This is a genomic window from Nonomuraea sp. N2-4H (assembly GCF_045291505.1).
In the GTDB taxonomy this organism is placed as follows: Bacteria; Actinomycetota; Actinomycetes; order Streptosporangiales; family Streptosporangiaceae; genus Nonomuraea; species Nonomuraea fastidiosa.
In genome coordinates this window covers 865125-887335 of the sequence record NZ_CP147987.1, presented here as the reverse complement: position 1 = coordinate 887335, position 22211 = coordinate 865125, and the positions used below count along the sequence as shown (strand labels likewise).

Annotated in this window: 18 protein-coding genes; 10 read left to right on the top strand and 8 right to left on the bottom strand. The window is 71.0% G+C overall.

The features are described from left to right. Positions 1-593 precede the first annotated feature (593 nt). The gene (locus tag WBK31_RS04100) at positions 594-878 is read right to left on the bottom strand and encodes a LysM peptidoglycan-binding domain-containing protein (protein ID WP_378784647.1); all 285 of its coding nucleotides are present in this window, start codon (positions 876-878) and stop codon (positions 594-596) included. A 2437-nt stretch (positions 879-3315) separates the two neighbouring features. Between WBK31_RS04100 and lexA the strand changes: the two genes are divergently transcribed. Continuing rightward, a complete protein-coding gene (gene lexA / locus WBK31_RS04095) occupies positions 3316-4023 on the top strand; it encodes a transcriptional repressor LexA (protein WP_364067022.1) in 708 nt (235 codons plus the stop codon). 923 nt (positions 4024-4946) lie between these two features. Here lexA and WBK31_RS04090 read toward each other — a convergent pair. After that, entirely contained in the window at positions 4947-6332 is a 1386-nt protein-coding gene (locus WBK31_RS04090) for a family 43 glycosylhydrolase (RefSeq protein WP_406674347.1), read from the bottom strand. A gap of 184 nt (positions 6333-6516) precedes the next feature. Beyond that, positions 6517-7365, bottom strand: coding sequence for an aminoglycoside adenylyltransferase domain-containing protein (locus tag WBK31_RS04085; protein WP_364067026.1), 849 nt, complete (start codon positions 7363-7365; stop codon positions 6517-6519). A gap of 101 nt (positions 7366-7466) precedes the next feature. Between WBK31_RS04085 and WBK31_RS04080 the strand changes: the two genes are divergently transcribed. Further along, positions 7467-8540: a MalY/PatB family protein gene (locus tag WBK31_RS04080; RefSeq protein WP_406674346.1), complete on the top strand. Its 1074-nt coding sequence runs from the start codon at positions 7467-7469 to the stop codon at positions 8538-8540. A gap of 160 nt (positions 8541-8700) precedes the next feature. Here WBK31_RS04080 and WBK31_RS04075 read toward each other — a convergent pair whose 3' ends face one another. Then, positions 8701-10086 carry a PDZ domain-containing protein gene (locus tag WBK31_RS04075; protein ID WP_406674345.1) on the bottom strand — a complete coding sequence of 462 codons (1386 nt, stop codon included), beginning with the start codon at positions 10084-10086 and terminating at the stop codon, positions 8701-8703. A gap of 431 nt (positions 10087-10517) precedes the next feature. On the opposite strand from WBK31_RS04075, the gene WBK31_RS04070 reads away from it, so the two are divergent. The 6 genes from WBK31_RS04070 (at position 10518) to WBK31_RS04045 (ending at position 13457) form a co-directional block, all read left to right on the top strand. Continuing rightward, positions 10518-10703, top strand: a complete 186-nt coding sequence (locus WBK31_RS04070; protein ID WP_406674344.1) for a hypothetical protein — start codon at positions 10518-10520, stop codon at positions 10701-10703. After that, complete coding sequence (locus WBK31_RS04065; RefSeq protein ID WP_406674343.1) at positions 10700-11179, top strand: hypothetical protein; 480 nt, start codon at positions 10700-10702, stop codon at positions 11177-11179. The genes WBK31_RS04070 and WBK31_RS04065 overlap by 4 nt, the downstream gene beginning before the upstream one ends. Positions 11180-11225: 46 nt before the next feature. Then, positions 11226-11378: a hypothetical protein gene (locus WBK31_RS04060; RefSeq protein WP_406674342.1), complete on the top strand. Its 153-nt coding sequence runs from the start codon at positions 11226-11228 to the stop codon at positions 11376-11378. A 39-nt stretch (positions 11379-11417) separates the two neighbouring features. Further along, positions 11418-11612, top strand: coding sequence for a hypothetical protein (locus tag WBK31_RS04055; RefSeq protein WP_406674341.1), 195 nt, complete (start codon positions 11418-11420; stop codon positions 11610-11612). A gap of 398 nt (positions 11613-12010) precedes the next feature. Next, complete coding sequence (locus WBK31_RS04050) at positions 12011-12439, top strand: hypothetical protein (RefSeq protein ID WP_364067030.1); 429 nt, start codon at positions 12011-12013, stop codon at positions 12437-12439. 49 nt (positions 12440-12488) lie between these two features. Beyond that, the gene (locus WBK31_RS04045) at positions 12489-13457 is read left to right on the top strand and encodes a TIGR03557 family F420-dependent LLM class oxidoreductase (protein WP_378784651.1); all 969 of its coding nucleotides are present in this window, start codon (positions 12489-12491) and stop codon (positions 13455-13457) included. Position 13458: 1 nt separating this feature from the next. Here WBK31_RS04045 and leuS read toward each other — a convergent pair whose 3' ends face one another. Further along, positions 13459-15930, bottom strand: a complete 2472-nt coding sequence (gene leuS, locus WBK31_RS04040) for a leucine--tRNA ligase (protein WP_364067202.1) — start codon at positions 15928-15930, stop codon at positions 13459-13461. 446 nt (positions 15931-16376) lie between these two features. Here leuS and WBK31_RS04035 point away from each other — a divergent pair, with 446 nt between their 5' ends. Beyond that, the gene (locus WBK31_RS04035; RefSeq protein ID WP_378784653.1) at positions 16377-16724 is read left to right on the top strand and encodes a hypothetical protein; all 348 of its coding nucleotides are present in this window, start codon (positions 16377-16379) and stop codon (positions 16722-16724) included. A 218-nt stretch (positions 16725-16942) separates the two neighbouring features. After that, the gene (locus tag WBK31_RS04030) at positions 16943-18268 is read left to right on the top strand and encodes a hypothetical protein (RefSeq protein ID WP_378784654.1); all 1326 of its coding nucleotides are present in this window, start codon (positions 16943-16945) and stop codon (positions 18266-18268) included. A gap of 12 nt (positions 18269-18280) precedes the next feature. Here WBK31_RS04030 and WBK31_RS04025 read toward each other — a convergent pair whose 3' ends face one another. The 3 genes from WBK31_RS04025 to WBK31_RS04015 all read right to left on the bottom strand — a co-directional run bounded on the left by WBK31_RS04025 (position 18281) and on the right by WBK31_RS04015 (position 22153). Next, complete coding sequence (locus WBK31_RS04025) at positions 18281-19522, bottom strand: cytochrome P450 (protein ID WP_364067034.1); 1242 nt, start codon at positions 19520-19522, stop codon at positions 18281-18283. A 107-nt stretch (positions 19523-19629) separates the two neighbouring features. After that, a complete protein-coding gene (locus tag WBK31_RS04020) occupies positions 19630-20469 on the bottom strand; it encodes an alpha/beta hydrolase (RefSeq protein ID WP_364067035.1) in 840 nt (279 codons plus the stop codon). A gap of 136 nt (positions 20470-20605) precedes the next feature. Next, entirely contained in the window at positions 20606-22153 is a 1548-nt protein-coding gene (locus WBK31_RS04015; protein WP_406674340.1) for a GMC family oxidoreductase, read from the bottom strand. Between the last annotated feature and the right edge of the window lie 58 nt (positions 22154-22211).

The following is a 22211-nucleotide window of genomic DNA, read 5'->3' as shown; positions in this document are numbered from 1 at the left end:
CGTCACATCGGTTGTGTTCGGCCTCGCACGTGAACGAATCTCACAGCGAGACCGACCGACACTCGCCACGCTTCCTCCCGTCGCGATGACCGCCGTTTCATCCGACCAACCAGTCACGCTTGCCAACGCATTCCGCACCCGACTCACGCGCTCCCACCTACACGGGCCCCAAGCTCTCCCCTCCGGCCGCACTGCCCCGCCCTCCGGGTGCTCCCCTGCCAGGCGGGGTGCGGCCTTGCCGGGATCTTCGGGGGTCGGAGTGTCGAGGGATCAGCGTGGCGCACATACCCGGGCGCTGATCATCGCGGCTCGTTCATCCGGAAGCTGATGGGCGTAACGCACCCACCGGTGAGCTGATCGCGGTTGCGCACCCTCACCCGGAAACTGACCGGCGTGGCGCACCCCCTCAGGGGCTGACCGCCGTAGCGCACCCCCTCGGAAACTGACCGGCGTGGCGCACCCCTTCAGAGGCTGACCGCCGTAGCGCACCCCACCCGGAAGTAATCGTCATAGTGCACCCCACCCGAACACCGAACACGGTGGCGGGCTCGCCCGGAATGCTGTTGTCCCGGAGCGATCGCCTTGGGGGTCGATCACCGTAACGCGGCGGCGTTTCTCGGCACGTACAGACGGCTGCCGGGCTGGATAAAGGAGTCGGGCAGGCCGTTCAGCCGCTTGATCTCCTCCACCAGAGCAGCGGGGTCCTCCCCCTCCGCGAGTGCATCAGCGATCTTCCACAACGTATCCCCCTTGTGCACTTCCACCCACGGCAGGCCGGTGTGGTCGGTCACCACCACCTGCACCGCCGCGTAACCAGCGGCCCGCGTGCCGAGCCAGAAGCCGCCCAGCGACAGCAACGCCGCCGCGACGACCAGCACGATCCGTCCGCGCCGCGTCAACCGCACAGAAGCCGCCTGCCGCCTCGCCCCGGCCCTCCCCAGCCCAGGCGCACCGCCTCGCTCCCGCCCGCCCACGCCCACGGGCCTCCCGGCGCTCCCCCGCCCGGCCGAACTCCCCCGCCCGATCGCACTGTCTCGCCCAGACCCACCGTCCCGCCCGGTCCGGTCCTGCCGCCCGATCGCACTCCCCAGCCCCGCCGCACTGCCCTGCCCAGCTCGACCGGGCCGCCAGGTCGCGCCGTCCTGCACGGCAGCGTTCCCGCGCCCGAGGGTGCTCTCCCGCTGAGCCATGCCGCCCCGCCGAGCCGCGCCGCCCCGCTGGACCACGCTGCCCCGGCGGGAAGCGAGAGCCGCCTTTTCGCGCTCGCCCGTCGTCTCGCGCTGCGATCCCGCCTCGGGGTCAGCCTCCGCCTGCCGACCTGCCGCCTTCCCCCGCCTGGTCGCGCTCGCCCCTGGCCTCGCGGCCCCGCTGGTTCGGCCCGATGAAAGCGCGCCGCCGTGTTCCTTGGTGGCCGGCGCAGAGCGTCGCCCGGATCTGCCGGCTCGCTCCGACTCACGCGTCCCGGCCTCTCCCTGAATAAGCGTCAGCCGAGCCCGCTGGGGTACGCCGCCGACCTCACCAGCGTCGGCTCGCTTCCGGAAGCGCCGGAAGAGGGCGATGCCACCAATGGCCTTGCCCTGCACGCTCCGGGAAGCGAGGACACGGCCAAGAGGGGTGTCAAACCTGCCCTCACCACGCCGGAGCGACCCAGAAGACCTGCCCTCATCACGCCGGAACGACTTAGGAGACCTGCCCTCACCACGCCGAGACGGCCCAGAGGGGCCGCCGATTCCAGCGGAGGCCGGTGACGAAACGCGGCCCGTGCCATCACCACGCCGCAGGCGAGCAGGAGCGCCGCCCCCTACTCCGGCCCCCGCCGAGGAGACGCGCCCCCTGCCATCACCGCGCTGGGAACGAGCAGGAGCGTCGTCTTTGCGTCCGGCGGTGGACGGCGACACGGCGTGACCACCACCATCACCGCGCCGAAGAGTTTCGAGAGCACCGCCGTCACCGCGCCGGAGAGCCTCAGGAGCACCGCCGCTCCCACCAGCGGCACTCAACAAGGCGCGCCCCCTGCCACTTCCGCGCCGAGCACGCGTAGGAGCGTCCCCACTCCTACCCGCGGTCCCTGGCAATGCGCGGCCTACGCCATCACCACGCCGCGTAGGACCGCCGGGGCTCCCGGCTCCGTCCTCCGAGGATGCGCGGATCATGCCATCGTCCCACCGGAGACGGGCGGCAGCGTTGCTACGTCCGACGGCGGGCGACGGCAGGGCGTGACCCCTGCCGTCGCCACTACGGAGAGGCGCAGGAGCGTCCCAGCTCCCGGTACCGGCCGCCGAGGACTCGCCGCCCGCGCCGTCACCTCGCTGGAGATCGCCGGGACCCTCGCCGCCTCCGGTGACGGGCGTGGACGCGGTGCGGGCACTGCCCTCGCGAGCCCGGGAGGGGGTGGGGTCGGGGGGTAGGCCGCTGGCGTTCGTCCCGCGTCGGCGTGGTCTGCCGGGCAGAGGCACGTCGTCGCGCAGCCCATCCCCGCCGCGCTGCCACCGGCCTGGCCTGCCGGGCTGGGACACCTCGTCGCGCAGCCCGTCCCCGCCGCGTTGCCACCGGCCTGGCCTGCCGGGCTGGGACGCCTCGTCGCGCAGCCCATCCCCGCCGCGCTGCCACCAGCGCGACCTGCCAGGATTTGCTACGGCCCAGGCCGGCGTGTCGCTCGTCTCCGCGCTACCCGCCGCTGCTTCTCCGCTCCTGGACGGCGCGGAGCCTCCCAGGTCGCCGCTCCCCCGGCTCGCCCCGGCCGGGCGTCTTTCGTTTCGAAGCGCGTCGCCGATGCTGTCGGGCGTGTCGCGACTTCCCGATGCACGGCGCGTTCCCGTAATCCCTATCTCGTCCGGAATCCCGTTGTTTTGTGCCGACTGCTCGACGTCTTCGCCGGTGCGCGGCGGTGGTACGAGGTGCAAATGGGGCCTCCCCCACGACTCCCACGGGGCCCCAACCTCTTGCCGGAATTCACGCGAACACTACCCCCCGCCCGCGTATTGTCTGTCCGTCGATCGTCACTCCGCGTCGCTTCGGCGATCAAGGTGAGCCGGTTGACGTCTCCGCTGGTCGTGTCCGAGTTTGTGGGCGTTCGCATGGATGACCTCCTGCCGTGCGGCCTGAGGAAAAGGCCAAATAAGATCGGCGAATCGAACACGGTGTCGATCGAACTCCCGTACGATGTTGTACACCACACTGGCGACAATTTCGAGGAAGACTCGAACAATTGTTTGAAGATGATCTTCAACAGCGATACGGTCGCTGTGTGCGACATCAGGACCACACACCGGGAGGTCCGCCGGTGAGGCGGGCCGCCAGGCGAGGAGGAAGAGCATGACCGAGCGGGATGGCACAAACGGGGTCAATGACCTCGCGGTGCGCCGACGAGACGCGCTGGGCTTGACACCCAGGCAGCGCAAGATCCTCGAGGTGATCCGCGACTCGGTGCAGCAGCGCGGATATCCGCCCTCCATGCGTGAGATCGGCGAGGCGGTGCAGCTGACCAGCACGTCCAGCGTGTCGCACCAGCTCACCGCCCTTCAGCGCAAGGGTTACCTGCGGCGCGATCCGCACCGCCCGCGCGCCTTGGAGGTCCGCCTCCCGGGCGAGCCGGTGCTGTGGGTCGACCCCGACGCGGGCACCGAGGAGCCCACGGTCAACCGCCCGACCGCCGCCTACGTCCCGCTCGTCGGCCGCATCGCCGCCGGTGGCCCGATCCTCGCCGAAGAGAGCGTCGAAGACGTCTTCGCGCTGCCCAAGCAGCTCGTCGGTGAGGGCACGCTGTTCCTCCTCCAGGTCACCGGTGACTCGATGATCGAGGCCGCTATCGCCGACGGTGACTGGGTGGTCGTACGCCAGCAGCCCGTCGCGGAGAGCGGCGACATCGTGGCCGCGATGATCGACGGCGAGGCCACGGTGAAGACCTTCAAGCGGAAGGACGGCCACGTCTGGCTCGTCCCCCACAACCCCAACTACGAGCCGATCCCCGGTGACGAGGCCAGCGTGCTGGGCAAGGTGGTAGCGGTACTCCGCCGCCTCTGACCTCCTGGTCTCTCCTCACTCGGGTCCCACTCGTATCTGACTCTTCGCGGGAAGGGTCTCGTGGTGTGCGTCTCCTAACGCGGGGCGGTGTCTCCACCTCTCCCTGCGGGCGGTGTCCCAACGTCTCCACGCGGGGGCGGTGTCTCCACCTCTCCGCCGTCGGTGCGTTCCTGACGTCTGCAGGTCGGGCGGCGTCCGGTCCCCGCGGTACATGTCCAGTTCGGGCGGCGGTACGTCTAGGGGCCAGTCCGGGTGGCTGTACGTCCAGTCCGGTCCAGGCGGTGCACGGCCAGTCCGAGCGGCGGCGCGTCCGGTCAAGGCGGTGTACGTCGGGTCCGGGTGTACGTCGGGTCCGGGCGGCGGCGCGTCCGGTCCGGACGGCGATGCTTCCGGTCCGGGCGGCGTCTGCGGTACTGGACGCCTGCGCGTTCGCGGTGTCTGCGCCGTAAGTGCGGCTGCGGCGTTTGGGCGTCGGGACGTTCGTGGTGTCTCTGCGCGCCCAAGCGGTGTCTGCGCACCCGAGCGGTGTCCGTCCGCCCAGGCGGCGGCCGTCCGCCCAGGCGGTGTCCGTCCGCCCAGGCGGTGTCCGTCCGTGCAAGCGATGTCCGCACACCAAGCGGTGCCTGTACGCCCAGGCGGTGTCCGTTCGCGCAGGCGCTCTCGCGTCCGCGCAGGAGGCGTCCGTCCGAGCAGAGGGTGTTCCTCCGCGCGGGCGGCGACGTGCGTCACGAGACCGTTTCCGATCGCTCGCCGAGGTACAGCCGAGGTACATCCTCCTCTCGTGCCTCCGCCTGTCGCACAGCTTCGCGGTCCCGATGTCGCATGGGTGACCGGGCCGGCGGTTCCTCGCGCTTCCTGGTGTCGCTGCTCTTCCGCGCTCTGGTGCCGCCGGCCCTGGCCACCCTTGTCCGCCGCCCCGGCGTTCACTCCAAGATGAAGCTGGCGCTGCTGCGGAACGCGCTCGTCCCGTCGTCCCGCTCCACCCACACCGTCCCCGCCCGGTGCCGCAGGTAGTAGCCGGGATAGTTGACCGACTCGAACGAGACGGTGCCGCTGCCGGCCAGACCGCTGCGCCGGATGAACGAGGCGTCCGCGTCGAACAGGGCGGAGCCGTCCCGCTGGTGCACCCACGTTTCGAAGTTGCGGTGCCGCAGGTAGTAGCCGGGGAAGTTGGCCGACTCCAGAGAGACGGTGCCGCTGCCGGACAGCCCGCTGACGATTCTGAACTGTGAGTCGGCCAGCGGCGTGACGTCGCTCTCCAGGCGGGCACGGAACTCCCAGTGCCGTACGGCCGCCCCGGCCACGTCGTACGCCATGAGCCGCACCGGCGTGACCCCGTCCGTCACGGGGATGCCGAAGTCGGGCGTGCCGTCGGAGCGCCAGTACACCTTCTGTACGCGGGTGCGCCGGTTCGGGTCGTTGAGCGGGTCGCCGGAGATGTCCCGGTAGTTCCGGTCGTGGTAGACGAGGAGGTCGCTCTGCCCGTCCTCGGAGACGGTGAAGGAGTTGTGCCCCGGCCCGTACTGGCTGGTGGCGGCGTTGCTGGCGAAGACGGGCGTCTGGCTCTTGGTCCACGACGACGCCTGCAGCAGGTCGGCGGAGGCGGAGGCGGTGAGCAGGCCGATGCAGTAGTTGGCGTCGGTGGCGCTCGCGGAGTACGTCAGGAAGATCCGCCCGTTGCGCTGCAGCACGGCGGGCCCTTCCGCGACCTTGTAGCCGCGCGTCTCCCACGCCAGCGTGGGCACGGTGAGCCGGGTGACGGGACCGGTGATGGTCCACGGGTCGGCGCCCATCCGCGCGAGGTAGAGGTTGGAGTTGGTGGCGATGCCCGGCTCCTGCTGCGCCCAGAGCAGGTAGCGCACGCCGCCCGCGACGAAAGTGGTGGCGTCGAGCGAGAACGTGTCCCACGGGGTGACGATGCGGCCGCGCTCGGTCCAGCTGCCGGTCAGGGGATTGGCGGCGGCGTTCTCCAGGACGTACATGCGGATGCGCCAGACGTCGTCGGCGCGGCCCGCGGCGAAGTAGACGTACCACTTGCCGTTGATGAAGTGGATCTCGGGTGCCCAGATGTGGGCGCCCATCTCGCCGGTGGTGTGCCGCCGCCAGATGACGGTCTCGGGGGCGGTGGCCAGGCCCTGGATGGTGGTGGCGCGGCGCAGGACGATGCGGTCGTACTCGGGGACGGTGGCGGTGAAGTAGTAGTAGCCGTCGGTGTGCCGGAAGATGTGCGGGTCGGCGCGCTGGGCGGCGATGGGGTTGGTGTACTGCACGGCCGGGGAGGCGTGGGCGGCGCCCGGTGGAAGGATCACGAGGAGCATTGTGGCCAAGAGCAGGCCGAGGGCTGTCCGTAAGAGTGCGGTCATAGGCGTCCTTTCGATCACGCGGCCCGGCCGGGAGCCCCGGGCGTGGAAGGGAGCTGGTGTTAGCGCTAACACTGCGCCACCGGGTTCCGCGTCGTCGGGATCGCATTCGTACCCCGAGCCCGAGGCCCGGTCAATCCCCCCGCGCCTGGTACAGCCGGTGCCCCGCCGTGATCACCTGATCGGCGAACTCCAGTACGTCCCGCCGCCGCTCGAACGGCGAGCCGTACAGCGAGCGGCGCGGCGTCCCGAAGTGCTCGGCCAGCCCCGAGACCAGCCCGGCCAGCGACGGCTGCGCGGAGTCGTCGCGGCGCAGCCGCAGCGCCTCGTTCACCACCCGGTGCCACCGCTCGGGGAACGTCTCCAGCGCGTGCAGCGCGGCGGCCGTCTTGGACGCGATCTCCCCGGTGGCCAGCGTGTAGTGCAGGCGGGAGACGCCGGTGACCACCCAGACCGTGCCGTACCCGCCGAGGCAGGTCAGCCCCCACGGCGAGACGAGGTGGGAGGCGCGGGTGACGAGCCGCCGCCAGTAACGGTCGAGGTTGCCGTCGATCCACGCGGCCAGCACGGCGGGATCGTTCCAGATCTCCAGCTCCTCGGGCTTCGGCCCCCGGCAGGTCAGCCCGTGGCGGGCGAGGGTGTGCCAGGTGACCGGGTTCGGCTCGCCGCGCCGGTTGAGCCTGCTGCCCTCGGCCTGCGGGCGCTCGCCCAGCTCGGCGGGGTCGTGGCCGAGGTCGTCCCAGGTGAGGTAGATGCCTTGGAACGGGTGGGCGCCGAGGCGGGTGTGGATGCGTTCGAGCACGCCGGGCGCGGGCGGCTCGGTGGTGACGGCCACGAAGTCGACGTCGCTGGTCTCGGGCTGGTAGTCGCCGAGCGCCGCCGAGCCTTCGAGGTAGAGCCCTTCCACCAGCCCGGGGGCCTCCGCGTCGGCCACGGAAAGGTACGTCTCGACGATGGCGCCGATCTTCGGGTGGGGAGTCATGGCCGCCCAGCCTGCCATAAGCCGCGCCACCGCCTCATCACATTGAAAGATCCTAGAATGGCCGCGTGGAGGACGCATATCCCCCAATAGACCTTAAATCAGTGCATGATGGGCTGAAGTGGGCGGCGGTGGAACCGGGCGTCATTCCCGCCTGGGTCGCCGACATGGACCTGCCCACGGCCCCCGCCGTCCAGGAGGTCCTCGCCAAGCGTGCGGCCGGCGACCTCGGCTACCCCGCCTGGCTGCTCGACCCGACCGCGGGCCCGCTGGCCGAGGCGTTCGCCGAGCGCATGTCCGCCCGGTACGGCTGGGACGCCGACCCCTCGCTCGTCCGCTCGTTCAACGATCTCAACCAGGCGCTGCAGGTGCTGCTCCAGATCTGGACGCGGCCCGGCGACGGGGTGGCCGTGCACACCCCCGCCTACCACCCGTTCCTGACCACGTTGCAGGTCATGGACCGTCCCCTCCACCCCATCCGCCTCGAACCTGACGGTGACGCCTGGCGCTTCGAGGTGCCCGACCTGTCGGGCTGCCGGGTGCTGTTACTGGTCAACCCGCAGAACCCGACCGGCCGCGCCTTCACCCGCGCCGAGCTTGAGACGCTGGCCGAGTGCGCAGAACGCCACGACCTGCTGGTCATCGCGGACGAGATTCACTCCGACCTCGTGTACGAGCCGCACCGGCACATCCCGTTCGCCACCGTCCTCCCGGAACGCACGGTCACCCTCACCTCGGCGACGAAGGCGTTCAACCTGGGCGGCATCCGCTGCTCGGTCGCCCACCTCGGGCACGCGGGCGTCCGCGCCGCCCTTGAGGCACAGCCGCCCTTCGTGTACGGCTCCCCCAGCGTGTTCGGCGTCGAGGCCACGGTCGCGGCCTGGCGGCACGGGGACGCCTGGCTGGCCCAGACCCTGGCCCTGCTCGACCGCAACCGCCGCACGATCGCCGAACGGCTGCCCGGCACGTTCCGCTACCGGATGCCTGATGCGACGTACCTGGCCTGGCTGGAGGTGGGGCGGCCGGGCATGGCGGAGGTGATCGAGCGCGAGGCCAAGGTCAAGCTGAACGACGGCGCCGGCTTCGGTCCCGGCGGCGAGCACTGCGTACGGCTCAACTTCGCGACCACCGAGGCCATACTCGACGAGATCCTCACCCGCCTGGCCACCGTGCGCTGACCCACCGGCCGGGCCGCCCGCCACAGCGCCCGGCCATGAAGGCGGCCGGGCCATGACGGCGCAGGCCCGAAGGGGCGGCCCGCCGGGAAGAGGCGGGTAGGCCGTACCGGATGCGCGGCGGCCAGGTGGCGGGCGACCGATGGCCCGGCCGGAAGGCGGGTCAGGAGGCGGGCAGCGGCGGCAGCTCGGGCGGCGTGGCGGGCGGGTTCTCCTCCAGCGCCGCCAGCGCCAGCTCGATCGCCTTGTCGAGCTGCGGGTCACGCCCGGCGACCCGGTCCTGCGGCGTGATCACCACTTCGACATCGGGATCGACGCCGTGGTTCTCCACCCCCCAGCCGGGTCCCTCCAGCCAGAACGAGTACCGCGGCTGGGTCACCACGGTGCCGTCCACGAGCGAGTAGCGGGAGTCGATGCCGATCACGCCGCCCCACGTCCGCACGCCGACGAGCGGCCCGATCCCCCGGTTCTTGATGCCCGCGCTGAAGATGTCGCCGTCGGACCCGGCGAACTCGTCGGCGATGGCCACGACGGGCCCGCGCGGCGAGTCCTCGGGATAGCGCATGGGCCGGTAGCCGCGGACCAGCGCCCATCCGGTGACCTTGCGCGACAGCTTCTCCAGGACCAGCTCGGACAGGTGGCCTCCGCCGTTCTCCCGCGCGTCCACGATCAGCCCGTCGCAGGCGATCTCGGTGTGCAGGTCGCGGTGGAACTGCGCCCACCCGGGCGCCTGCATGTCGGGGATGTGCAGGTAGCCGAGCCGCCCGCCGGACGCCTCCTTGACGTACGCGCGGCGACCGGCCACCCAGTCGTGGTAGCGCAGCGGGGTCTCGTCGTCGATCGGGGTGACCACGACCCGGCGCACGTCCCCGCCTGATGCGGGCCGCACGGTCAGCTCGACGGGCTGGTTCGCGGTGCCGGCCAGCAGCGCGAGCGGCCCGCGTACCGGATCGACCGGGCGTCCGCCGACGGCGACGATCGCGTCGCCGGGACGGACCGCGACGCCGGGGGCGAGCAGCGGCGAGCGCGCGGCGTGGTCGGACGTCTCGCCGGGCAGGATGCGGGTGACGCGCCAGACGCCGTCCTCGTCCCTGGTCAGGTCGGCGCCGAGCAGGCCCTGGCGGCGGCGCGGGTCGGAGCCGCCGCCCGAGCCGATGGCGTAGGCGTGGGAGGTGCCCAGCTCGCCCTGCGTCTCCCAGAGCAGGTCGATCAGCTCGGAGTGCGCGCCGATGCGCTCGACGAGCGGCTCGTAGCGGTCGAGCACGCCCTGCCAGTCGATGCCGCCCATGTCGGCGCGCCAGAAGTGGTCGCGCATGAGGCGGCCGGCCTCGCGGAAGCCCTGGCGCCACTCGGCCACCGGGTCGATCTGCACGTTGATCCGGTCGAGGTCGATGGTGACGGCCTCGTCGCCCTCGCTCGCGGCCCTGGTCTGCAGGCCGTTCTTGCCGTTGGTGACGAGCCGGGAGCCGTCGCCGCTGACCTCGAACGAGCGCACCTCCCTGGTCAGCTCCGACTTGGAGCGCTTCTTGAGGTCGTAGCGTTCGAGCACGATCTCGTGGTTCTGCTCGCTGCCGTCGCCGAGGCCAGGCGACCGGGTAGCGCAGCCAGAGCAGCGCGTCCTTGGCGGCGCGCAGGTTGCCGTAGCGGGCGGCCTGCACCGGCACGGGAACCACGCGGTCGAAGATCCCCTCGGCGTCCACCTCGGTGCGCGGCGGCGCGTCGTCGCTCTGCTTGTCGTCGCCCTTGGCGGGCTTGTCGTCCTCGCCGTTGAAGCCGCGCCCCTGGAGCGAGGGGTCGAACGGCGAGGGCGTGGTGGCCTGCAGCGGCAGGATGTACGGCCGGACCCCGTACGGGAAGGACACGTCGAACACGTGCGTGTCGTAGACGGGGTCGAACGTGCGCGCGGACAGGAACGCGAGGTGCTTGCCGTCCTTGGTGAAGACGGGGCTGTAGTCGCTGAACCTGGCGGGGGTGGCCTCGATGACCGAGCTGCCGTCCACGCGGCCCAGCTTGATCTGCGTCAACAGCTCCTCGTGCGGGAACTCCCAGGCCAGCCAGCCGGAGTCGGGCGAGAACGTCAGGCCGGAGATGTCGCCCTGGTCGGTGCGGTCCAGCTCCCTGATGTTCCCGCTCTCCACGTCCACGACGAGCAGCCGCCCGTCGTGACTGGCGACGGCGACGTGCTTGCCGTCGGGTGCGGCGGCCAGCTCCAGCACGCGGCCGAGCTGCCCCGCGGCCAGCGTGCTGATCTCGCCGCCGGGGGTGCCGATCTCCAGGGCGTCCTCGCCGGTGGCGTCGGAGATCCACACGGCCTTGCCGTCGGCGTCGAGCACGCGCGGCAGCCGTACGCGGACGCCGGGCTCGGCGCGCAGCACGCCCGCGGGGCCGTCGCGGTGGGTCACCCAGTGGGCCGTGCCGCGGATCTCGACGGCGCTGGCCCGGCCGGTGGCGTCCGGCGCGTACGAGCCCACCCGCAGCGGCGCGGGCCGCTTGGCGCGCCCGGGCCGGGGACCGCCGAGCCGCACGTCCAGCTTGTACGGCTCGGCGTCCAGGCTCTCCAGCAGCCACAGGTCACCGGCGTGCGAGTAGATCACCCGCTGCCCGTCGCTGGTGGCGTGGCGGGCGTAGAACTCTTCGTGTGAGGTGTGCTTGCGCAGGTCGGAGCCGTCGGGCAGGGACGAGTAGACGTTGCCGACGCCGTCGATGTCGGCCAGGAAGACCAGCCGGTCGCCGACCCAGCTCACCGACCAGTACTGGGCGGTGCTGTCGGCGAACAGCCGGACGAACTCGCCGCTGCCCTCGGCGTCCACCCAGATCTTGCCGGCGGTGCCGCCCCGGTAGCGCTTCCAATGGGAGGGCTCGCGCCACAGCGACGACACGGTGGCGACCCGCGTTCCGTCCACGGCGGCGTCGCTGACCCACCCGTACGGCAACCGCGTGGCCGGCCCGCCGTCAAGCGGCACCGCGTACGCCCAGCGCCGCGAGAACGAGCTTTCCCCGGCCGCGCTGACCGCCAGCACGTCACCACCGGGGGTCCAGCCGCGCACCACAGTGGCGGCCGCCCCGCCCCAGTAGGTGAGCCGCTCGCCCTCCGGCCCGTCGAGCTCGGCGGCGAACACCTCGGCGGCGCCCTCCTTGGTGCTGGTCCACGCGATGCGGCTGCCGTCGGTGGAGAATCGCGGATTGGAGACCGGCACGCGGTCGGCCGTGAAGCGCCAGGCTCTCCCTCCCTCCAGCGGGGCCAGCCAGACGTCGTCGTCGGCGACGAAGGTGACCAGGTCACCGTGCAGGTGCGGGTATCTCAGGTATGCGCCATTTGTCACCCCTGCACATTAATCGCCGACGCCAAGCGAAGCCCAAGAATTCTTCCACCCGAGGGCACGTCACACCCAGGGAAATCCCAAGGTCGGGATGTACGCAGCCCCCAAGGGAAGGGGACGCCTGCCCATTTTTCCCGACCTTGTGAGGCACCGATGAGGATCTTCACCCGCGCCCACCACATGCCCACCCGCCTGGCCGCCGGGGCCGTCATCCTGAACTCGGGGATCGACATGCTCGGGGCCGACGAGGGTGCCGCGGCGGGTCTGCACGGCATGGCGGCCACGACGTACCCGTTCCTGGGGAAGATGGAGCCGGCGAAGTTCGTCCGGCTGCTGGCGCGCGGCGAGATCGCGCTCGGGGCGGCGCTGCTCGCGCCGTTCGTGCCGTCGCTGCTGGCCGGTGCGGCGCTCACCGGCTTCGCGGCAGGGCTGGTCGGCCTCTACCTGCGCACGCCCGGCATGCGCAAGGAGGGCAGCCTGCGCCCGAGCCATGAGGGCATCGGCGTGGTCAAGGACGTGTGGCTGCTGGGCATCGGGCTGAGCCTGGTGATCGAGGAACTGTGCGAGCGCGACCATCATTGATCTCCGCTTCGCCGCCGCTAATGTGAGCAAAGCGGGGTAGCCGGGACGCATGGTACAGATCGGCTACACCTTGATGTCCGAGCAGACGCCGGCCCACGAGCTGGTCGGCTACGCCGCGGCGGCCGAGCGGATCGGCTTCGACTTCGCCGTCATCTCCGACCACTATTTCCCCTGGCTTGAGGAGATGGGGCATTCGCCCTACTGCTGGTCGGTGCTCGGCGCGGCCGCCCAGGTGACCGAGCGGCTGCCGCTCATGACGTACGTGACCTGCCCGATCATGCGCTACCACCCGGCGGTGGTGGCGCAGAAGGCCGCCACGATGGGCGTGCTGAGCAAGGGGCGCTTCACCCTCGGGCTCGGCGCGGGCGAGAACCTCAACGAGCATGTGATCGGCGAGGGCTGGCCGCCGGTGGACACCCGGCACCGCATGTTCGCCGAGGCCGTGCTGATCATCAAGAAGCTGTTCAGCGGCGAGTACGTCACCCACCAGGGCGAGTTCTACGACGTGGACTCCGCCAAGCTGTACGACCTGCCGGACGAGCCCGTCCCCATCGGCATCGCCGCATCAGGCGGCCAGTCGGCCGAGCTGGCCGCCCAGTATGGCGACGTGCTGGTCATCAACGAGCCGATGACCGAGGTGGTGCGGCAGTTCAAGGCCGCGGGCGGGGAGGGCAAGCCGGTCTACGGCCAGCTCGCCATCTCCTACGACACCGACCGCGACGCCGCGATCCAGCGCGCGCACGAGCTGTGGCGCTGGTCGAGCGTCGGCGGCTGGAAGGTCATGGCCGAGCTGCCCGGCCCGGTGAACTTCGCCGCCGCGACGAAAACGGTCCGCCCCGAGGACGTGACCGAGAGCGTGCCGTGCGGCGACGACGTCGAGGCCGTCGTGCGGGGCATCAGGAAGTTCGCCGACGCCGGGTTCACCCACGTGGCGCTCGTGCAGATCGGGCACGACCGGCAGCAGCACTTCTTCGACTGGGCCGAGAAGGAGCTGCTGCCGGCCCTGCGCGAGGTGTGACCTACGGGACGATGTTGACCAGCTTGGGCGCCCGGACGATCACCTTGCGCGGCGCGCCGTTCAGGTAACCGGCGACCTTCTCCGAGGCCAGGGCCAGCTCGCGCAGCTCGGCCTCGGTGATGTCGGGCGAGACCTCCAGCCGGTCGCGTACCTTGCCCGCCACCTGCACCACGCAGGTGACCGACTCCTGCACCAGCAGCGCGGGGTCGGCCTCCGGCCACCCGGCGAACGCCACGAAACCGGTGCGGCCCAGCCGCTCCCAGCCCTCCTCGGCGGTGTAGGGGGTGACCAGCGACAGCATGATCGCCAGCGTCTCGGCGGCCTCGCGCACCGCCGGGTCGGCGGGGCCGGGGCCGGAGTCGATGGCCTTGCGGGTGGCCGAGGTCAGCTCCATCATGCGCGCCACGGCGACGTTGAAGCGCTGAGCCTCGATCAGCTTGGTGACCTCGTCGATCGTGCGGTGGGTCACCTTGCGCAGCTCGGCGTCACCGCCGTCGAACGCGACACCCGGCTCGCTGGTGACGTCGGACATCACGCGCAGCGCCCTGGCCAGGAACTTCTGCGAGGCCGCCGGTGAGACGTCGGCCCAGTCGATGTCGTCCTCCGGCGGACCGGCGAAGATCATCGTCAGGCGTACCGCGTCGACGCCGAACTCGTCGATCTGCTGGCCCAGGTCCACGCCGTTGCCCAGCGACTTCGACATGGCCTTGCCGCCGTTGATCACCTGCCCTTGGTTCAGCATGCGCATGAACGGCTCGGTGAAGTCGACCATGCCCATGTCGTACAGGACCTTGGTGAAGAAGCGGGAGTACAGCAGGTGCAGCACCGCGTGCTCGATGCCGCCGACGTACTGGTCGATCGGCCCCCACTTGCGCACCTGCTCGGGGTCGAACGGGCCTTCGGTGTAGCCCGGCGAGCAGTAGCGCAGGAAGTACCACGACGAGTCGACGAAGGTGTCCATCGTGTCGGTGTCGCGCTTGGCGGGACCCGAGCACTTGGGGCACTCGACGTTGACCCACTCGGTGGCGCTGGCCAGCGGGGAGACGCCCTTGGGCGCCAGCGCCTCGCCGCGCATGTCGGGCAGCGTGACCGGCAGCTGCTCGTCGGGGACGGGCACCTCGCCGCAGTCGGGGCAGTGGATGATCGGGATCGGCGTGCCCCAGAACCGCTGGCGCGACAGCAGCCAGTCGCGCAGCCGGTAGTTGACCGCGCCGCGGCCCTTGCCCTCGGCCTCCAGGATCTCGATGATCTTCCGGATGGCCTCGGATTTCGACAGGCCGTCCAGCGGGCCGGAGTTGACCAGGGTGCCCTCGCCCGGCGTGGCCACGCCGGTCTCGCCGGGGTCGGCCAGGCCGGTGTGGACGACGACCTTCACCGGCAGGTCGAACTTGCGGGCGAAGTCCAGGTCGCGCTGGTCGTGGGCGGGCACCGCCATGATGGCGCCGTGGCCGTAGTCGGACAGCACGTAGTCGGCCGCCCAGACCGGGATGCGCTCGCCGTTGACCGGGTTGATCGCGTACCGGCCCAGGAAGACGCCGGTCTTCTCCTTCTCGGTGGACAGGCGCTCGATGTCGCTCAGCTTGGCCACCTCGGCGCGGTAGGCCTCGAACGCCGGGCGCTGCTCGTCGGTGACGATCTCGTCGGCCAGCGCCGCGTCGGCGGCGACCACGAAGAACGTGGCGCCGTACAGGGTGTCGGGGCGCGTGGTGTAGACCGTGACGGGCTCGTCGCGGCCCTCGATCTCGAACTGCACGTCGGCGCCCTCGGAGCGGCCGATCCAGTTGCGCTGCATGGTCAGCAGCCGCTCGGGCCAGCCGGTCAGCTGGTCCATGTCGTCCAGCAGGCGCTGCGCGTAGTCAGTGATCTTGAAGTACCACTGCGTCAGCTCGCGCCTGATGACGTCGGCGCCGCAGCGCTCGCACTTGCCGCCCACGACCTGCTCGTTGGCCAGCACCGTCTGGTCGTTGGGGCACCAGTTGACCAGGCCGCCCTTGCGGTAGGCCAGCCCGCGCTCGAAGAAGCGGATGAACAGCCACTGGTTCCAGCGGTAGTAGTCGGGGTCGCTGGTGTGCAGGCGGCGCGACCAGTCGAAGGAGACGGCGTAGCGGCGGAACGAGTTGGCCTGCGTCTCGATGTTGGCGTAGGTCCACTCGGCGGGGTGCGCGTTGCGCTTGATCGCGGCGTTCTCGGCGGGCAGGCCGAAGGAGTCCCAGCCGATCGGGTGCAGGACGTTGTAGCCCTTCTGCATCCAATAGCGGGCTACGACATCGCCGATGGCGAACACCTCGCCGTGGCCCATGTGGAGGTCACCCGAGGGGTAGGGGAACATGTCCAGCATGTAGCGGCGCTCGCGGGGGTCCGCGGGGTCTTCGCTGGCACGGTAGGGTTCTTGTTCCTCCCATCGCTGCTGCCACTTGGCCTGCAGCGCCTGCGGGTCATACTCACTCACGGCTACTGCCCTTCTGGACTTGATTCGGACCCATAAGAAAACCCCTCGTGCACACAACGAGGGGTGGAGCCGCGACGGCGAGAACTTCAGGGCCGTCGCGGCCCGCTAAGAAGCAGGGTCGCGGAACGCATGTGTCAAGCCTAGCGCACGTCTTCGGCTGATTGCAGGCACTCGGCAGGGCTCTGCGGGCACAATGGATCCTTCAGGTCCGGCGAGACCTGATGGTGATGTATCCGTTGTGACCTCATTCGTCCCGTAAGAATAGCCTTGTCGCCGTGGTGTACCCAGCTGAGCGAGATAGACCGGAGAACGACCTGCCCCTGCAGGATCCGCCTACCGATCCGCATGGCTTCGCTCGTTTCGCTGCGGAACCACCGGGGTCTCCTGGAAAATCCCATGGGATCATGCGTGACACGTCAAATCCGGATATAACGGGACATCCGGACACGAACTCGGGAGGACCGGCGGCAATGGCAACGGAGAACTCCGGACCTCATATGCCCTCGTCCTGGCCCGAGCCGCCCAGGCGCGAGACGCCTCCCGCGCCCGCCTGGCCCGAGCCGCCCGCGGCCGAGGCGCCCACCTCCTGGCCTGAGCCGCCGCGGCGGACGCCGGAGCCGTCCTGGCCAGAGCCGCCGCGCAAGGACCCCTCGTGGCCCGAGCCGCCCGCCGCGCCGCGCCCCCGGGGCGCGCGCAGGGACGCCGGCGGTTACGAGCCCGCGTCCACGAGCCCCGACAACACGCGGCCCGACCTCATCGAGCCCGTCCGCCCCGAATCCGCCCGCCCCAGCCGGGCCGGCACGACGGCGGGCTCATAGAGCGCCGTTTCGAGGACGGCCGTCCCAGCAGCGGCCCGCACGACGGCGGACGGCATGACGGCGGCCGGCACGAGGGCGGCGGCCGCGCCCCCGAGCCGCCGTCGTGGCCCGAGCAGCCGCGCGGCGGCGGATGGCCGGAGTCGTCCCCGCAGAGCGGCCCCATCACCTCATGGCCCGAGGCGAACCCGCAGGACACGCAGACGTCGTGGCCCGAGCCCGTGCCGCCGCCGCAGAGCCCCGCGGGGCCCGGCGGCTGGCCCGAGGTCTCCTCGAAGGGCACCCCGCCACCGGGGCAGCCCGCCGACCCCGTGCCCGCCTGGGCGCAGCCGCCCGCGCCGTCGCACGACGCGTGGTCCAACCTGTCCAGCCCCGCCCCGTGGCCGCCCGCCGACAAGCCGGCCGACCCGCCACCGGCGGAACGCACGGTGATGTACGACAAGAGCAACACCCCGCGACAGGACCTGCCGCCTCCCCGGCAGTCCCACGACCAGCCGCAGTCCCAGCAGCACCGGTCACATCCGGCCGACGAGCGTACGGTCACCTACGCCCAGCACACCGAGAACCTCCTCAACGAACGCGCGGTCCCCTCCACCTCCATGGATTCGACACACACCGGCTCGCCCGCCGCCGAAGACCAGTCCGCCCGCCCCGGCTCCAACCTGAGCCGCGACCCGTCAGACCCTGAGCACAGGTTCGTCACCGCCGGCCAGATCAGCGGCTCGCGCACGCCGCCGCCGGAGCGCCAGCAGGAGCTCTGGAACACGGTGTTCGGCGACAACTACCAGGCCATGGGCGAGCAGGACGACCTCGACGAGGACTCCGGCAAGCCGGTCTGGGTCTACGCGCTCGGCGGCTCGGTCGTGGTGGCGCTGGTCGCGGCGCTGCTGTGGGCGTTCCTGTGGGGCCCGCTCGCCTCCGACGACGCGGCGAGCGCAGGCGAGACGGCGGCGACGGAGGCCACCGCGTCGAAGAAGCCGACCGCCACCAAGACCGCCACGTCCATCGGCCCGCTGCCGAGGTACCCCGGCAAGGCCAGCCCCGTCACCGGCAGGCTCGCGGTCGCCTCGGCCGGCATCTCGGTGCCGCGCCTGGGCGGTGAATGGCAGCTCGACCAGCGCCCCGCCGCCACCATCAACGGCACCTACAACTTCACCCACCGCCAGTACGTGCAGGTCGCGCCGCAGCGCTACGCCGTGATCATGGCGGGCCCGCTCCAGGAGCGGATGGCCTCCTACTACGAGCAGGACAACCTGGAGCCGGTGATCAAGCAGGTGGTGCTGGACGCGCGCAAGCGGTTCTTCCCCACCGGCAACAAGGTCCGCAAGATCGCCCAGCAGCCGATCAAGGTGGGCGACCAGACCGGGCGGCTGATCGCGTACTCGCTGACCTCCGACACCGAGAAGGCGACGATCGCGACGATCGCCGTGAACACCGGAGCCGCCAAGCCGGCCATCGTGTTCATGTCGATCCCGGCCGACAAGAAGTCGCTGCTGCCCGACATCCGTACGGTGATGAACCAGATCAGGCTCACCGACGCCGGCTAGCACCCGCGCCGGCTAGAACCTGCACTCCATGTGCTTGATCCCGTTGATGAAGCTGGAGTGCAGGCGGTCGGGCTCGCCGCCCTCGATCCGCGGCACCCTGCGCAGCAGCTCGCGGAACATCACCGTGATCTCGCGCCTGGCCAGGTGAGCGCCCAGGCAGAAGTGCGGCCCCGGCCCGCCGAAGCCGACGTGCGGGTTGGGGTTGCGGGTGATGTCGAAGCGCAGCGGGTCGGGGAAGACCGACTCGTCGCGGTTGGCGGACCAGTAGAACAGCACGACCTTCAGTCCCTTGCGGTAGAGGTGGCCGTTCATCTCGTAGTCCCTGGTGAGCTTGCGGCGCATGAAGTTCACCGGGGAGGCGAGCCTGACGATCTCCTCGACCGCGCCGGGCGCGCGGCCGTCGATGTCCTCCAGCCACAGCGCGCGCTGGTCGGGGTTCTCGGTCAGCATGTGCAGGCCGTGGGAGATGGCGTTGCGGGTGGTCTCGTTGCCCGCGACGACCAGCAGGATGAAGAACGAGCCCAGCTCCTGCATGGTCAGCCGCTCGCCGTCGATATTGGCGTTCACCAGTGACGAGGTGAGATCGCCGGTGGGATGCTCGGCGCGGTGCGCGGCGAGGTCCTGGACGAGCTGCTGCAGCTCCATGCCGGCGGTGAGCAGGCGCTCGGCGATCTGGTCGAGGTCGCCGCCGGTGTACTCGGGGTCGAAACCGCCGAGGATGACGTTGGAGCGGTCGAAGACGTACTGGTAGTCCCGCTCGGGGATGCCCATCATGTCGCAGATGATCTTCAGCGGCAGGCGGGCGGCCACCTCGGTCACGAAGTCGCAGCCCGGACCCTTGGCCAGCAGGTCGTCCACGATGCCCGCGGCGGCGGCCTCCACGTCGGCCTCGAACTGCTTGATCATCTTCGGTGTGAAGGCGCGCGAGACGATCCTGCGCAGCCGCGCGTGGCGGGGATCGTCCATGTTGATCATCGAGCCGAAGTACTCGGCGAACTCCGCCGGCATGTCGGGGATGTTCGTCGCGCCTCCGTCGCCCGAGCAGAAGATCTCGGGGTTGCGGCTGGCCTCCAGGATGTCGGCGTGCTTGACCAGGGCGTAGTAGCCGGGACCCTTGGGCGCGTAGGAGATCTCCATCTCCTCGAAGAAGGCGGGGCCGTCCAGGCTGCGCAGCCGCGCGAACGCCTCCTCCCGTTCGCTCATGGGCCGGGCCCAGAAGTCGCGGTCCGACAGATCGAAGTCCAGGACGCTCATGTGGCAATCATGGGAAAAGCATCCACTTACGTCAATGCTTCTTACGTACGGTGTACGTGCGCGGCGGCAGGACCTGGCCGGCCGCGGCGAGCGGCGGCGGAGAGGCGTCAGGAGGCGGGGCCGAGCCAGTCGAGGATGAGGCGGTTGACCTCGGCGGGACGTTCGAGGTGGAGGAAGTGCCCGGCGCCGTCGACCTGCTCGGCCCGCGAGCCATCGGGCAGGTGGTTGACGGCGTCCTTGGCCAGGCCGGCGGCCAGGCAGCCGTCCTGTGCGCCGTGCAGGTAGAGGACGGGGCCGGTGACCGCAGGCTCGACGTCCGGGTAGCGGCCGGACGGCGGCGTGGTGCCGAGCATGGCGCGGTAGTAGCCGATGGCGGCGGACAGGTTGGCGGGCTCGCCGATGCTGCGCCGGACGAAGGCGAGGTCCTCGCTCGCGTCGTAGCCGGGCGACCAGTCGCGCCACAGGTTCTCGAAGAAGCCGGGGACGGCGGCGGCCTGCTCGGCCAGCGGGGTCTGGAAGAGGTAGATGTAGAACGAGCGCTTGAGCTGCTCGTAGTCGAGGAAGGCGGCGCCCATCGCGCCGGGCGGCGGCACGGCGAGCGCGACGGCGCGGCGGAAGCGGCCGGCGGTGGCGTAGACGGGGAAGGCGCCCCAGTCGTGGCCGATGATGACGGCGTCCTCGCCGCCGCCGAGCTCCTCGCGCAGGGCGCGTACGTCGGCCACCAGCGCGGCGGTCTCGTACGCGGCGTCGGCGGGGACCTCCGTGGGCGCGTAGCCGCGCATGAAGGGCGCGACCGCGCGATAGCCGCGCTCGGCCAGCGCGGGCATCAGGTGCCGCCAGGTGTGCGCGGTGTCGGGGAAGCCGTGCAGGCACAGCGCCAGCGGCCCCTCCCCCAGTGTCAGATACGCGAACTCCACACCGTTGGCGTGGATCGTCCTGATCTCCATGAGAGCGAAACCTAGCACGCGCCCTGTCGCCCGGCCCGGGCTTCTCGCCACCTGACCAGCGAGGATGCCCGCCGGTAAACCGCGGCGTCAGAACGCCGGCGGAGCCGGGCTGATGCGCGGCAGCCGGGTGAACGGCTCAAGCCTTGTGGCCTCTGATCAGGTCCGCCGCCTTCTCGCCGATCATGATGGCGGGGGCGTGGGTGTGGCCGCGGTTGAGCGTCGGCATGATCGACACGTCGGCCACCCGCAGCCCCTCCACGCCACGCACGCGCAGCGCCGGGTCCACCACCGAGCCGTCGTCGTCGCCCATCCTGCACGTCCCGACCGGGTGGTAGAGGGTCTCGGCGCGCTCGCGTACCCACCGGGCCAGCTCCTCGTCCGTCTCCGGCCCCCAGTACGGCTCCATCGGCCCGCCCGCGTACGGCTTCATCGCCTCCGTCGCGACCACCTGCTTGGCCCGCTTCAACCCCGCGACCAGCCGCCGGAGGTCGGCCTCGGCCGTCAGGTAGGCGGGGTCTATGACGACGTCGCGGCCGTTCAGCCCGACCCTGCCGCGGCTCTCCGGCTGCAGCAGCACCACGCCGACGGTCAGGCCGTGGCCGGTCGGCGGGGTGAGCCCGTGGTCCTTGAACGGCACCGGCGCGAACACCAGCTCGATGTCCGGCGCGGGCTCGTCCTGCGAGGTCCTGATGAACGCCACCGCCTCGCCCACGTTCGTGGTCAGCATGCCGGAGCGCAGCACGAGGTAGCGCAGCAGGTTGGGCAGCGACTCCGCCTTGGTCAGCGTCACCGGCTTGCGGCACTCGACGTACACGCCGGTCACCAGGTGGTCCTGGAGGTTCTTGCCGACCTCGGGCAGGTCGTGCACGACCGGCACCCCGGCGTCGCGCAGCTCGCCGGCCGCGCCGACGCCCGAACGCATCAGCAGGTACGGCGAGCCGATGGCCCCGGCCGCCAGCACCACCTCCAGCCTGGCCTTGACCTGGCGGCCGCCGCTGAGCTCGACGCCGGTCGCCCGCCTGCCGTCGAACGTCACCCGCGACACGGTGGCGCCGGTGATGACGTGCAGGTTGGGCCGGTTGCCCGCCGAGCGCAGGTAGGCGTCGGCCGAGCTCCACCGCCGGCCCCTGAGCTGGGTGACCGGGGTGGGGCTGTAGCCCTCGTTGGAGCGGCCGTTCAGCTCGGGCAGCCGGATCATGCCCAGCTCCTCGCAGGCCCGCAGGAAGGCGGCCGTGGTCTCGTTGGGGCTGCGCAGCTCGGAGATGTAGAGCGGGCCGGAGGTGCCGTAGACGCCGCCGCGGTTGCTGCCGACGCGGTGCTCGGCCTTGTGGAAGTACGGCAGCACGTCGTCGTAGGCCCAGCCCGGGATGCCCCACTGGTCGTAGTCCTGCTGGCAGCCGCGCACCCACATCTGGGCGTTCAGCGAGGACGATCCGCCCAGCACCCGGCCCCTCGGCCAGTAGAGCTCGCGGCCGGACAGCTCGCCCTGCTTGACCGTGGAGTAGTTCCAGTCGTACTCGGTCTTGAAGAGCTTGAAGAACGCCGCCGGCATGCGGATCTCCAGCTTGTCGTCCTTGCCGCCGGCCTCGATCAGCGCCACCGACAGCCCCGGATCCGCGGAGAGCCGGTTGGCCAGGACGCACCCCGCAGAGCCGGCCCCGACGATGACGTAGTCGTACTCCATTGGTCTCCTCCACGGGGCTCGATCACCTGCCCCTTGCTTACTCCACGGCCGGGGAACG

Excerpts from the sequence above, each read along its gene's own strand:
- WBK31_RS04035 (WP_378784653.1), top strand. The coding sequence starts at position 16,377 with ATGGCAACGGAGAACTCCGGACCTCATATGCCCTCGTCCTGGCCCGAG.
- WBK31_RS04025 (WP_364067034.1), bottom strand. The coding sequence starts at position 19,522 with ATGAGCGTCCTGGACTTCGATCTGTCGGACCGCGACTTCTGGGCCCGG.
- WBK31_RS04015 (WP_406674340.1), bottom strand. The coding sequence starts at position 22,153 with ATGGAGTACGACTACGTCATCGTCGGGGCCGGCTCTGCGGGGTGCGTC.
- WBK31_RS04085 (WP_364067026.1), bottom strand. The coding sequence starts at position 7,365 with ATGACTCCCCACCCGAAGATCGGCGCCATCGTCGAGACGTACCTTTCC.
- lexA (WP_364067022.1), top strand. The coding sequence starts at position 3,316 with ATGACCGAGCGGGATGGCACAAACGGGGTCAATGACCTCGCGGTGCGC.
- WBK31_RS04050 (WP_364067030.1), top strand. The coding sequence starts at position 12,011 with ATGAGGATCTTCACCCGCGCCCACCACATGCCCACCCGCCTGGCCGCC.
- WBK31_RS04045 (WP_378784651.1), top strand. The coding sequence starts at position 12,489 with ATGGTACAGATCGGCTACACCTTGATGTCCGAGCAGACGCCGGCCCAC.
- WBK31_RS04070 (WP_406674344.1), top strand. The coding sequence starts at position 10,518 with ATGACCGAGCTGCCGTCCACGCGGCCCAGCTTGATCTGCGTCAACAGC.
- WBK31_RS04020 (WP_364067035.1), bottom strand. The coding sequence starts at position 20,469 with ATGGAGATCAGGACGATCCACGCCAACGGTGTGGAGTTCGCGTATCTG.